General features: G+C 60.5%; 11 protein-coding genes. 8 read left to right on the top strand and 3 right to left on the bottom strand.

Annotated features, from left to right (window positions below):
- The first annotated feature begins 129 nt into the window (after window positions 1–129).
- The 3 genes from ABGM91_RS08110 to fabD all read left to right on the top strand — a co-directional run bounded on the left by ABGM91_RS08110 (window position 130) and on the right by fabD (window position 2,792).
- On the top strand, window positions 130–1,254 hold the full coding sequence (locus ABGM91_RS08110; RefSeq protein WP_102714459.1) for a DNA-directed RNA polymerase subunit alpha: 1,125 nt from the start codon (window positions 130–132) through the stop codon (window positions 1,252–1,254).
- A gap of 36 nt (window positions 1,255–1,290) precedes the next feature.
- Window positions 1,291–1,701: a 50S ribosomal protein L17 gene (rplQ, locus tag ABGM91_RS08115; protein WP_102714457.1), complete on the top strand. Its 411-nt coding sequence runs from the start codon at window positions 1,291–1,293 to the stop codon at window positions 1,699–1,701.
- Between the two features lie 164 nt (window positions 1,702–1,865).
- Entirely contained in the window at window positions 1,866–2,792 is a 927-nt protein-coding gene (fabD, locus tag ABGM91_RS08120; protein WP_215428776.1) for an ACP S-malonyltransferase, read from the top strand.
- A 146-nt stretch (window positions 2,793–2,938) separates the two neighbouring features.
- Here the strand turns inward: fabD and ABGM91_RS08125 are convergent, their stop codons facing one another.
- From ABGM91_RS08125 to ABGM91_RS08135, 3 genes are all read right to left on the bottom strand, one after another.
- A complete protein-coding gene (locus tag ABGM91_RS08125; RefSeq protein WP_215428775.1) occupies window positions 2,939–3,370 on the bottom strand; it encodes a DUF4339 domain-containing protein in 432 nt (143 codons plus the stop codon).
- A gap of 68 nt (window positions 3,371–3,438) precedes the next feature.
- Window positions 3,439–4,122 (bottom strand): HAD-IA family hydrolase, encoded by a 684-nt coding sequence (locus ABGM91_RS08130; protein WP_354831263.1) that lies wholly within the window; start codon window positions 4,120–4,122, stop codon window positions 3,439–3,441.
- Window positions 4,109–5,503, bottom strand: a complete 1,395-nt coding sequence (locus tag ABGM91_RS08135) for an LptF/LptG family permease (RefSeq protein ID WP_215428773.1) — start codon at window positions 5,501–5,503, stop codon at window positions 4,109–4,111. The genes ABGM91_RS08130 and ABGM91_RS08135 overlap by 14 nt, the downstream gene beginning before the upstream one ends.
- Window positions 5,504–5,682: 179 nt before the next feature.
- Here ABGM91_RS08135 and ABGM91_RS08140 point away from each other — a divergent pair, with 179 nt between their 5' ends.
- The 5 genes from ABGM91_RS08140 (at window position 5,683) to ABGM91_RS08160 (ending at window position 12,526) form a co-directional block, all read left to right on the top strand.
- Window positions 5,683–6,795 (top strand): alpha/beta hydrolase, encoded by a 1,113-nt coding sequence (locus ABGM91_RS08140; protein ID WP_215428772.1) that lies wholly within the window; start codon window positions 5,683–5,685, stop codon window positions 6,793–6,795.
- 29 nt (window positions 6,796–6,824) lie between these two features.
- A complete protein-coding gene (locus ABGM91_RS08145) occupies window positions 6,825–8,231 on the top strand; it encodes an OmpA family protein (protein WP_354831266.1) in 1,407 nt (468 codons plus the stop codon).
- Between the two features lie 10 nt (window positions 8,232–8,241).
- The gene (locus tag ABGM91_RS08150) at window positions 8,242–9,108 is read left to right on the top strand and encodes an HAD hydrolase family protein (RefSeq protein ID WP_354831269.1); all 867 of its coding nucleotides are present in this window, start codon (window positions 8,242–8,244) and stop codon (window positions 9,106–9,108) included.
- Window positions 9,109–9,250: 142 nt separating this feature from the next.
- Window positions 9,251–11,191 (top strand): M60 family metallopeptidase, encoded by a 1,941-nt coding sequence (locus tag ABGM91_RS08155; protein WP_354831272.1) that lies wholly within the window; start codon window positions 9,251–9,253, stop codon window positions 11,189–11,191.
- Between the two features lie 84 nt (window positions 11,192–11,275).
- Window positions 11,276–12,526 (top strand): MFS transporter, encoded by a 1,251-nt coding sequence (locus ABGM91_RS08160; protein WP_215428768.1) that lies wholly within the window; start codon window positions 11,276–11,278, stop codon window positions 12,524–12,526.
- The last annotated feature ends 37 nt before the right edge of the window (window positions 12,527–12,563 follow it).

Below are 12,563 nucleotides of genomic sequence, written 5' to 3' on the forward strand. Positions count from 1 at the left end.
AGTTGATTGTTGAAAACAGATCGTTAAATTGCTCCCCGCACGGGCGTTTCCAAAACATGCCGTAGGTCCTTCAGGCGGGTTCTCCGCCGTGCCCGTGCTGGAGGGAAACCCGGTACATTACATACGATTATGTCGGAAAACGAAACCACTACTGCAGAAGAAACGGCCGTGACCACGCTGGCCCGCTTTGAAGTCCCCAGCCGTCTGGAAAAAATTGAAGACCCGAATGATGCGAATCATCTGACCTTCGTCGCGGAACCGTTTGAAAACGGTTACGGCCACACGCTCGGCAACTCCCTGCGCCGCGTTCTTCTGGGCTCTCTTGAAGGCGCCGCCATCACCTCCGTCCGCATCGCCGGCGCGCAGCATGAATTCTCCTCTCTGCCCGGTGTGGTGGAAGACGTGACGGAAATTGTGCTGAACCTGAAAAAAGTCAAGTTCAAGCACAACGGCAAGGAACCGCGCCTGCTCTCCCTGCGCGTGCACAAGCAGGGCGTCGTGACCGCCGCCGACATCGCCGACGACACCACCTACCAAGTGGTCAACCCCGATCAGATCATCTGCACCCTGGACCAGGATACCCTGTTTGAATGTGAATTCCAGGTGCGCGTCGGCCGCGGCTTCTCCACCGGCGACGAAAACAAGGTGCCGGACATGCCCATCGGCGTGATCCCGATCGACTCCATTTTCTCCCCGGTCACCCGTGTGAAGTATTCCGTTCAGAATACCCGTGTGGGCCAGATGACCGACTATGACAAGCTGACGCTTGAAGTCTGGACGGACGGCCGCATTGCCCCGGCAGACGCCATGCTCCAGGCCTCCGCCATTCTGCGCCACCACCTGGACGTGTTCGTCAACTATGACGACAAGCAGGTCAACTTTGAAGAAGCGCCTTCCGCCGTCCAGGACGAGGAAACGGCCCGCCTGCGCAAGCTGCTCAACATGAGCGTCAACGAAATCGAGCTTTCCGTGCGCGCCGCCAACTGCCTCAACAACGCCAACATCACTACCGTTGGCCAGCTCGCCATGAAGAGCGAAAGCGAAATGCTCAAGTACCGCAACTTCGGCAAAAAATCCCTCAACGAGATCAAGGACAAGCTGCTGGAACTGGGCCTTTCCCTGGGCGTCCAGGTGGATCCCTCCCTGCTTACCGGCCCCGTGCCGCAGGCCAAGCCGCGCCTGGGTCTGGAAGAGGAAAGCCCCGTGGGCCTGGCAGACCTGATTGCCGCCAACATCGAAGACGACGACGACTAAATCTCACAAAACCAACACACATAGAAAAATATCATCATGAGACACGGTGTAAAAACCTCCAAGCTTCAGCGCAACGCTTCTCACCGCAGGGCTTTGCTCGCCAACCAGGCATGCAGCCTCATCCTCAACGGACGCATCACCACCACCCTGGCGAAGGCCAAGGCCCTCCGTCCCTACGTGGAAAAGCTCATTACGCTTGCCAAGCGCGGTGACGTGCACTCCCGCCGCCTGGCTACCGCCACCATTCATAACACGACCGCCGTCAAGCGCCTGTTTGATGAAATCGCTCCCCTCTGTGCGGAACGCAAGGGCGGTTATACCCGCATCATCAAGCTGGGCCAGCGCCTCACGGACTCCGCTCTCGTGGCCATGATCGAAATCATCGATCTGCCCCGTGAAACGGCTGAAAAGGAAGAAGCTCCCGCTACCACGGAAGCCACGGCCTAAGGCCGTTCTCCTGAACCATCCGGTTTAACCCTCCGCCCCGGCCTCCTGCTGAGACCGGGGCGGATTTTTATTCACATTGAACGTAAGGTGTTTAAGCCCGGATTAAGGCGTCAAGATCGCTCTTGCTTCTTTCTCCGCGGAACGGTATAATTCACGCCTTAACTATGGACGCAGTACTATTGTTTTCCGGACAAGGTGCCCAGAAAGTGGGCATGGGTAAAGATTTGTATGACCAGTATCCTGCCGCCAGGGCCCTGATTGAGCAGGCGGACAAGGCGCTTGGGGAATCCCTCTCCTCCATCATGTTTGAAGGCCCCGGCGAAGAACTGACGCGCACCTGCAACTGCCAGCCCGCTCTCTACGTGCACGGCCTGGCCTGCCTGGCCGTCCTGAAGGAACTGGTGCCTTCCCTGAACCCCGTGGCCGCTGCCGGTCTTTCCCTGGGTGAATTCACGGCACATGCCGCCGCTGGAACCTACTCCTTTGAGGAAGGCCTGCGCTTGGTCCAGAAGCGCGGCGCTTTCATGGAGGAAGCCTGCAACGCCACAAAGGGCACCATGGCCGCCATGATTGGCGGGACGGATGAAAACGTCATCAAGCTCGCCCAGGAATGCGATGTGGACGTAGCCAACTTCAACTGCCCGGGCCAGACGGTCGTTTCCGGCACGGAGGAAGGCGTGGACAAGGCCATTGCCGGAGCCAAAGCCGCCGGGTGCAAGATCGCCAAGAAGCTCAACGTGGCGGGCGCCTACCACTCCCGCCTGATGCACAGCGCCATGGTGAAACTGGCAGAGGAACTTAAGAATGTCTCCTTCGGCACGCCCTCCATGCCCGTTTACTGCAACTATGAAGCCCGCGTGGTGGAAGGCCCGGACGACATCCGCAACGTGCTGGAACACCAGGTATGCGGTTCCGTGCGCTGGACGGCCTCCATGCAGAAGCTGGTGGATCAGGGGCACCGCTTGTTCATTGAACTGGGGCCGGGCAAAACGCTGGCCGGCATGATGGGCCGCATCTGCAAGGATGCCACGGTCATTTCCATAGAAGACGTGCCCAGCCTGGAAGCGGCCGTTGCGGAGCTGAACAAGTAATTCTCCTGCACGGTAAATTTTAAACCGCCGGGACCGTCAGGGTTCCGGTGGTTTTTTCATTTCAGGCTTCCGGGGCAGCGTCCTGCGGGGCCGAGGGGGGGACTACGGAAGAGCTTGATTTAAAGCAGGGAACATTTCCCGCCCGGTCAGCGTTCCGGTTCTTCCGCGGGCATCTTCCTCATGCCCCCGGTGAGGAGGTGCAGGTACATCAGCACCTTCCCCATGAAAAACGCCGTGGCGGGGATGAACAGCACTTCCATGTAAAGAATGGAGCGGAGCATGATGGAGTGCGCCACGCCGCACGCCAGAAGAAGAAGGGCAATAATGTAAAACAGAAGGCAGCTTTTGGGCGGCCGGCAGGAAAGCATGAATGCGGAGGCCCTGAGGCGCGCCAGGCGCTCATGCCGGCGCAGTTCCGCCGTGAGCGGCATCCAGCCCTGGGAATTCTCCTCCCGGATCATGGTGTCAGGGAGAATCTTCTTGGAAGTAAGCAGGGCATGGAGGTCCGCCAGGGAGACGGGGCCCACAATCTTGTCTTTGACCCGGTAGTGATATAATGGAATGCGTTGGGAAGCCATCCTCCTTACATAAGGCATGGAGGGAATTCCGTCAAGAAGCAAGAACAGGGAAAAGAAGGAGCGGATTCCTAAAGAAGCTCTGCCAGTGAACGGATTTTGCTGGTTGCCTGGGAAAAATCCGCTTGCTCCGTCACCCGGTTCGGAATGGAGATGACGGGAATGCCTGCACGGAACGCAGCCGTGGTGCCGTTCTGGGAGTCTTCCAGCACCAGGCATTGTGCGGGCGGCACGCCCAGGTTTTCCGCCGCTTTCAGGAACAGGGCCGGGTCCGGCTTGACGGGAAGGCCGTCGTCACGGCAGACGACGGTTTGGAAAAAAGGCATGATGCCCAGTTTATTCAGCCAGCCATCCACCCAGCGGTGGGATGAACTGGAGGCCACCCCCATGGGCGTTCCGGCTGCCGCCAGGCGGCGGATGAGTTCACACGCGCCGGGCAGAAGCCCGGCGTGCTCCAGGTCGCGGACGATTTCCTCCTGCCTGCGGGCGTTGATGTCTTCCCAGTCGTAGGTGCGTCCTGTCAGTTGTTCCAGATGGTCTCCGGGGTTCCAGTGGGTGTAGCCGCTGCCCAGGCACTGGTTGAACAGATCCAGGGGCAGGGAATGGCCGCAGGAGGAGAACACGCGTTCCCAGGAGGAATAAATGGCGTACTCCGTATCCACCAGCAGCCCGTCGAAGTCAAAAATCACGGCTTTTGCCTGCCGGAGCAGTTCGCGGGCTTTTTGGACGGCGACAGGATGGTCAGGGTTGGTCATGGGCGGGCGTCTTTTTCAAGCCTTTCAGCATCTCCATGAAGCTTCTGTGGGCCAGCTTGGTCTGGAACAGGCGGATGGCGATGATGGTATAGATGATGTTGGGCATCCACGCTCCCAGCCAGGTGGGGAGGTAGCCTGCGGAGGCCAGGGTGGGGAAGAACTCATACAGGAACAGCATGGCCGCCGCCAGGAACAGGGCGATGCCGATGCCGGACATGGTGGACCGCCTCTGGAACGTGATGGCGGAGGGGATGGCGATGAATGTCAGGATGATGCAGGAGAACATGCGGGCTATCCTGACGTGCCATTCCGTTTGCAGGCTCCTGAGGTACTTGGCGTTCATGGTGCCGGCCTTGAGGATTTCCTGGAGGGCGGGAGTTCCCTGGGTGTCCACGCGTACGTTGGGGGAGATCAGCTGCCACGGAGTTTCGGAATACTGCTCTTTCAGCGTCCGGTACTCCAGGCCTTCAAAAACGGGCACGTCGTTCAGTTGCCGGGGCTCCTCCTGGGAATAATTTCTCCTGATGGCATGGCGGAACGTCCATGTTCTGGAAGCCGGGTCCCAGGAGGCCTCATCTGCAAACAGCTCGTATTCCATCTTGCCGGGCGCGCTGAACTGTTCCACGCGCACCTGCCTGAACGGTTCTCCGGGGGAGTCGATGCCGGGAGGATTGCCCAGGTACCAGATGCGGGACTCCGCATCGTTCTTGTAAATGGAGCTGCGGGAGGAGTCGTCATTTTTGTTCTGGCTCAGGGAGGAGAACATGAGTTTCCTGTACAGCGTGGAATTGGGCGCCCAGTGGAACCCGAAGATACCGAAATAGATGGCCGCGAACACGGCGCCGATGATGACCGGGGCATTGATCCGGAGCAGGGACCTTCCGGATTGCAGCATGCCCGTGATTTCCGAGGAGGAGGAGAGCTTGGTAAGCGCCCAGAGCGTTCCCAGAAGGAGCGTATAGGGAAGGATCAGGTTCAGGATCATGGGCAGCTGGCTCAGGTAAAAGCGGAAGGTGCCTGCGAGGGGGGAATCCAGGTTCATCAGGTCCCCCACGTTGTCCGCAAAATCCCCGATGATGTAAATCAGCGTCAGGATGGCCGTGCACATGATGAAGGCCGTGAACCAGGTGCGCGCCACGTACCTGTCCATGATGCCCGCCCGGTTGTACAGGAACATGCCCAGCGCCGGAAGAAAACACCCCACCAGGATGAGCCACGGGCGCAGGAGCTGGGCCAGAGGATATTCGGACGGCGTGCCGGGAATCTCCCACTGCATCTGGGACCACTCCCGGGGCATCAGGAACCAGGCCGCCGTTCCTCCCAGCGCAAGCAGGAGGAGGAACGCGGACCATTGGCGGAAATGTCGGGCCTGGATTGCCATGAAAAAGGAAGGTGGGGTAAGGATGCCAGATCGGGGAAGGGAAATAAAGCGTTATTTGGCCGCCGGGAGGGTGCGGCAGGATGGCGGAGGATATTAGCCTGATAGAAGTTGGGGGTTGTCAACGTAAGCAGGATGGGATAGAACCTTTCCGATAACTGCCTTGCAGGCACCGTCTTTTCATGTTCAAACGTCTTGTTCAACTGTTTTTTCTGCTCATTCTTGCGGCGGTGGGCGTCCTGGTGTGGTTTGCCTGGTATGTGTCCACCCCGCTGCTCGTTCCCGTGGGCGGGGATGAGGCTGCCGATTCTCCTGTGGCGGATTCCCTGGCGATGGAGCCTGTGGAGGCCGTCTCCGCGGACGGCACGGCCATTGAAGGCTATCTGGTGCGTCCGGGTCGTCCGGAGGCCCTGTCCCCGCGCCAGAGCCGCGTGCGGGATGCCCTGAAGCTGCGCGGCAACATGCCGCATCTGGAGGCAAAGCCGGAGCTGGTCGTGATAGCCACTTCCTGGGACCAGGGGGTGAAGGGTTCCCTGCCGCTGGCGGAAGGCCTGACCGGGGCCGGGTACACGTGCCTGGTATGGAATCCGCGCGGGAAGGATAACGCCCGGAAATTCTGCACCTACGGATTGAAGGAATATGCGGACGTGACGGCTCTGCTGGACGCCGTCTCCCGGAAAGAGGGGGGGCTGCCGCCCGTGGCCGCCGTGGGGCAGGGCTTTGGCGCCGCCGTACTGCTGAAAGCCGCGTCTGAAGACCCGCGCATCCGCTGCATGGTCAGCATGGACTGCTTCCCGTCCCTTAAAACCGTGGCTGTGCGGGAGATGGAGCAGGACTGGGGCAAACCCCTCTGCTATGCCGCTTATTGGCTTCTGGACGCCGGCGTGGACTGGCGGGCCAATTTCAGCACGTTTGACGTGGCTCCGGTGGATGACGCCCTGAAGCTGGATTATCCGGTCATGGTGGTCTGTACGAACCAGTACTTCTTCTCCACCCTGGAGGACTGCCTGAGCATTTACGATTCCCTGAAAAACGAGAAAAAACAGTTGTATGAATCCATCCGTGAAGGGGAGCCCTACGGCACCCGGGAACGGACCTTCCTTCACTCCATTGAAGGAAAGAAGGGGGAGAAATTTGAGAAAACCTACAAGGTCAATGTCTACGCGGGGGATGACGAGCTCCAGGCTGGCATTGCGGAATGGATTCACGAGAATACGCGCATGCCCATGCCCAGGGTGTTGTCCCATGAATCCTACAGTGCGCCCGCTACGGGCACGGCGCCTTCCGGTTCATGAACCGGGCCTTCCCCTTTGCTGATGATCCCGTGAGTGCCAATCAGGAAAACACCCGTGAACTCCGCGAGAACCGCCGCAGGCGCAGCCGTTTCATCCTGCCTGCGCCGCGCCATCTGGCCGCCGTGGCGGTGGGCGCCCTTCTTGCCGCCGTGCTGGTGCACTACCTGGGCTTCATCGTTCTGAGCTGGTTTGACCTGGGCATCCATGTGCATAAGGCGCCCGCGCTTCCGGCGGACCGGATGCCCGTGCCTGAGAAAATTGTGCTGAGAGCGGATGACCGCCCGGCTCCGGAGGTGGCGGAAGCCGTTGAAACGCCGGACATCGAGCAGCTTCAGGATACCCCCCCGGAATTGCCGGATCTGGAGGACATGGTGCTGGAAGACGTGGTGATCGCTCCCGGGGAAACCAGCTTCTCCGCTGATCCGGTAGCTCCGTCCGTGCCGGAATCCCTCTCCCCCAAAATGCCGCAGGTGGATATGAAGGCCATCGCGCAGGGACTGCCGGAACCTTCTCCCCCGGAGGCATTGAAAACCTCTCCCAGCCCGGCGACGATCAAGACGGCGGAGCCGGACATGGTCAACCCGGACGAATGGTATAACAACAAGCTCAAGGGTGCGGGCGGCCAGGACGATTCCCACCTGCCGGACGGCAGCAAGTCCCTCTCCCAGTTGATGGCCCAGTCTTCCCTGGGGAAAGACAGCGGATACAGCAGGCTGGGCGCGGACCTTCTGTTTGAATACAACAAGGCGGTGATGAAAAATTCCGCCCGTCTCAGCATGCTCCAGCTCGCCGGGCTGATGATGAAAAATCCGGATACGATCTTCATTGTGGAAGGGCACACGGACAGCTTCGGTTCTGAAGAATACAACGCCGTGCTCTCCCTGATGCGGGCTAATGCCGTGCGCCAGTGGCTGAAGGATAACGGCATTGCCCTGACGCGCCCGAACGGGGAAAGCAGGCTGTACATCCGCGCGTGCGGGGCTTCCCGTCCGGTGGTCTCCACCAGGGGTGACCAGAATGCGCAGGCGGCCAACCGCAGGGTGGAAATCCACATGCGCAAGCCGGGAGAGGAAATTCCCGCAGGAAGCCTGCCCGCCACGTATGCCGTGGACATGAACACTCCGATTGCCCGCCAGGTGCGTGCCGGAGTGGGGGCCCGGGCTAAAGTCCCCGCTTCCTCCGCAGAAAGGAAGGCTCCCGCCGCCCGTCCCCCGTCTGCCGTTCCGGCAGCGCGCCCCGCTCCTGCGCGTCCGGAGCAGCCCCGGCCGCGGCAGGAAGACATTCCCCAGGCGGAACCTGTTCCGGAAACCATTCCGTCCGCAGAGCCCGTGGATGAGCATATCCCTTCGGCGGAGCCGGTGGAGGAGGATATTCCCCTGGCGGAACCCGTTGTGCGTGCGGAAAGCCATGCCGGGGTGAAGGGAGGGCTGGCCTGAAATGGAATTGATGCGTTTTCTGCCGGTCCGCTCTCTCCCGTTGCCGGAGCAGGCCCGGTACCTTTTTTCCTTCGACTTTGACGATACCCTGTTCACGATGGGCGGTCCCGCGGAGGAAAGGCGCGTGTTTTTCAGCATCATGCGTGAACTCCGTGCACGGTACGGAGCGTTGTGGGGCATCAATACGGGGCGGGACCCCGTTTACTTGAGGGAAGGGCTGATGGACCTGTTCCATGATGACCCGGAGGCGTTTGCCCCGGACTTTACGGTCACGATGGAGCGCAACGTGCATCTGGCTGACGCGGAAGGAAGGCTGATGCCCGGACTTCCGTGGAATGACGCCTGCGCGGTGGCCCATGATGACCTGTTCAGCCGTTACGGCGGCATGCTGGAGGAGCTGATGGCTCATCTGGAAGGCCGTTTTTCCGGGCTGGAGCTGCGGAGGCAGGACAATGACGCCTTTTCCCTGGTGGTGAATGACGCCTGCGGTCTGGACGACGTCTCCTGCGTCATCCGGGACAGGGTGGGCCCGTATGAGGAAATCGTGACGCAGCGTGCCGGACCCTACCTGCGCTTCAGCCACCGTGACTATAACAAGGGAACCGCGCTGGCTTTTGTGGCTTCCCGGTTCGGCGTGCCGCCCGTCCGTGCCGCCATCTTCGGAGACGGGCACAATGACCTGGACGCCATGCGGCATTTGCCGGAGGCGTTCCGGTGCTGTCCCTCCAATGCGGCGGCGGAGGTGAAAGCCATGGTCGCCTGCGGCCATGGATACATCAGCCCGGAACCGCGCACCCGCGGCGTGCTGGACGGCCTGATGCACGGGGCGCTCCCCCATTTCCGCATGAATACGGATATTCCGGAAGCGGACTTCTGAAGACCGGGCGCGGGAGGCTGATCCCTGGCAGCCGCTTTGGCGTATTCTTCCATGAAAAATGCCTGTGGAAAAGGAAGAATCAGATTGACAAGGAATGCCTGCAATGAGGAAATGATGACGATTCATTCCAAGTTCCGATCACATGAACAATCCTTCTTTCTCCCGTAATGTATTCAGAGGTTCCGCCGTGGGGTGGTTTTTAGTGCTGCTGCTGGTTTGCGGGGCCGGGGCCGGGTATTATCTGTACCGGGATAATGTGGAGAAAAGGGAAGCGGCCCGGGAACTGGCGGCGGAACGCAAAGTGAAGGAAAAGGCGGCCAGGGAAGCTGCTGAAAAGCAGAGGATAAAGCGGGAGCGGGAAATCCGGGAAAAGAAGGAAAAGGAACGGCAGGAGGCTCAGAAGGCCAGGGATGCGGCCATGGAGAAGAAAACCCGTGAGTCCGCGGAAGCGGCCCGGAAGCTCCGGGAGCAGGCGGCACAGGACGAAAGGGAGAAACAGAGGAGGGAGGAGCTCGAACGGCGCGAGCGTGAGGAACAGGCCCGCAGGCAGGAGGAGCCCGTTCCCGTGGAGGAAGAGGAACCGGAAGGGCTCTTCCCCCTGCCCGTGAAAAACGTGATGCCGGAGCTTTCCGTCTACGCCACCCCCAGCAAGGATGAAATCCCCATGGATGCGGACAAGCCGCTGGAAACCTGGTCATGGGACAAAGCTGAAAAGATGGCGGGAATGGAGGAATTCCCCACGGGCGCCGCCCCGTGGAAGAGCGGGAATGATGCCCGGCGCATGCAGGAGCTTCTGGAAAAGTGCCGTGAATGGAAGGACGCCAAGCCCTCCGGGCTGAAGGCCTGCCCGGCGGCAAAGGATTTCCCCGGCGTTCCGGAAGATGGCGCCCAGCTTGTCCGGCGTACGGTGGAGATAGACTCCAACATCGGCGGCTGGCACAGCACGGGGCTTTATGCGCCTCCCGGGGCGGAAATCTCTTTCTCCCTGTCCGGCGCGCCCAAGGACAGCTCCATCAGCGTCCGCATAGGGTGCCATACGGACAGCCTGCAAAAACTGGACGAATGGAAGCGGGTTCCGGAAATAACCATGCAGGTTCCGGCGGACCGGGGCCGCGTGAAAATGGCGAACCCGATGGGCGGCCTGGTATACGTGAATGTGGGCCAGCGTTCAAAGCGCGGGAAAGTTTTCAAGGTGCAGATTTCCGGAGCCGTTCCGGCGCCCCTGTTCATCATGGGGAAAACCACTCCGGAACAATGGGCCGCGCAATTGGAAAACGCCAGGGCGCCGTGGGGGGAAATCTCCATGCCCCGCCTCATTGTCACGATGCCCCTGGAGCAACTGAAACGGTGCCCGGACGTTCAGAAAGCGGCTGAATTCCTGCAAAAAAACATGGGGCTCCAGGATTGGATCATGGGGTGGGACACCAAGCCGGACCGCCTGCACCACCCCATGCGCTTTGTCGTGGACAGGCAGATTTCCGCCGGGGCCGGGCATTCCGGGTACCCCGCCATGGGCACGAAGGACTGGACGGACTCCATAGCCAGCGGCTCCATCATCCAGTCCGGAAGCTGGGGGCTGTGGCATGAACTGGGGCATAACCACCAGTCCCCCCCGTTTACGATGGAGGGGCAGACGGAAGTCTCCGTCAACATCTTCTCCATGGTCTGTGAAGTCATGGGAACCGGGAAAAACTTTGAATCCTGCTGGGGTGGCGGCATGGGGCCGTACGGAATGAGCGCGGAGATGAAAAAATACTTCTCCGGCGGCCAGACCTACAATGAAGCGCCCAACAAGGTTCAGCTCTTCTTCTGGGTGGAACTGATGTACTACCTGGGCTTTGACGCCTTCCGGCAAGTGGCCCTCCAGTTCCATGACAAGCCGTATGACAACGGCAAGCTGAGCGATGAAAAGAAATGGGAATGGGTCATGAGCGCTTTCTCCAAAGTCACGGGAAAGAACATGGGGCCTTTCTTTAAAATCTGGCGCATGCCTGTCTCCGAACGCGCCATGGACAGGATGAAAAACCTCCCCGTGTGGCTGCCCTCCAAGGACTACCCGGCCTGTTACACGGCTGGGGAATAAACGGAACCCAGAGGAGGAGGAGGGGAGCGTTGCCGCACTCGCGTCTGGACGGTTCCGGCGGAGGGGGCTACGATGAAGGGGCTGATGAAATGGCTGAATGACTGGCTGGGCTTCTTCAAGCCCCTTCAGGTAAGGAACCTGCAAATCTTCTGGTCCGGACAGGCAGCCGCCCTGATCGGGATGTGGCTGCAGGTCACGGCCATGGGCATCCTCGTCTATGAAATTTCCGGCGGCTCCGCTACGGCGGTAGGATTGCTGGCGGCGCTCAATGCGCTCCCCTTCTTTCTGGGCGGCATGCTGCTGGCGGGGCTGGGAGACCGCTTTGACCGCAGAAAACTGCTGATTGCCGTGCAGTGCGTCCAGTGGCTGGTGGCTGTCGGCCTGTTTCTGCTCACGATTCTTGGCATGCTCCAGCTATGGCACCTGTATGCCGCCGGGCTGGTGATGGGCGTCAACCAGACGGTGGGCTTCCCCACGCAGCAGGCCTTTGTGGGAGACCTGATCCCCCGCAGGCAATTGCAGGAAGCCGTGGGCATGTACTCTCTGGTATTCAATACCTGCCGCGCCATAGGCCCGGCACTGGCCGGATACATCATTGCGGAATGGGGGGCCGGAACCGCTTTTGGCGGCAACGTGGTGGCAAGCCTGCCGTTGATTGGCTGCCTGGTTTCCCTGAAAGGGCGCATCACGGATGCCTGCGCTCCCAGAAAACAGCGCGGAGCCGGGAGGAAAGCCTCCGGGCTCAAGGCCGTCCTCTCCTCGCGCAGCCTGCTCTTCATCATGATCAGCGCGCTGATTCAGAACATCTGCGGGCAGTCCCTTTACCAGATTGTTCCGGCGCTGATGCACGGGAACCCCCGGAATACCGGCCTCATTCTGGGCGCGGTAGGGGCCGGGGCCATGGTCAGCATCCTCTTTGTCCTGCCGTTTGCGCGCAAAAGTGACAGGGTGGGGGCCAAGCTCTCCTCAGGCACGCTGTGGATGGGAAGCGCGCTGTGCGTGGCGGGCATCATCCCCGTGGTGGAAATACAGGCCGTATGCTTTTTCTTTGCCGGGCTGGCCACATCCTCCCTCTTCGTGACCTCCTCTTCCGCCGTGCAGCTTCTGGCCCCTCCGGAACGCAAATCCGCCATTCTGGGGCTGTTCAGCATTGTCACCATCGGAGTGCAGCCCCTGGCTGCCATGGGCTGGGGCGCGGTGGTGGATGCCTGGGGAGTCTCCACGACGATCATCATGGCGGGAGGGCTGGAAGCCCTCTTCTCCGTCTGGATGCTGAGCGTCCCGTTCTGGCGCAACTTCAGGTTCTCCCCGGAAGAAAGCCCCGGAACAACATGACTTCCCCTTGCCGTTGGCGGGGATGGACAATGCTTGC

Source organism: Akkermansia muciniphila, from assembly GCF_040616545.1.
GTDB lineage: Bacteria > Verrucomicrobiota > Verrucomicrobiia > Verrucomicrobiales > Akkermansiaceae > Akkermansia > Akkermansia muciniphila_E.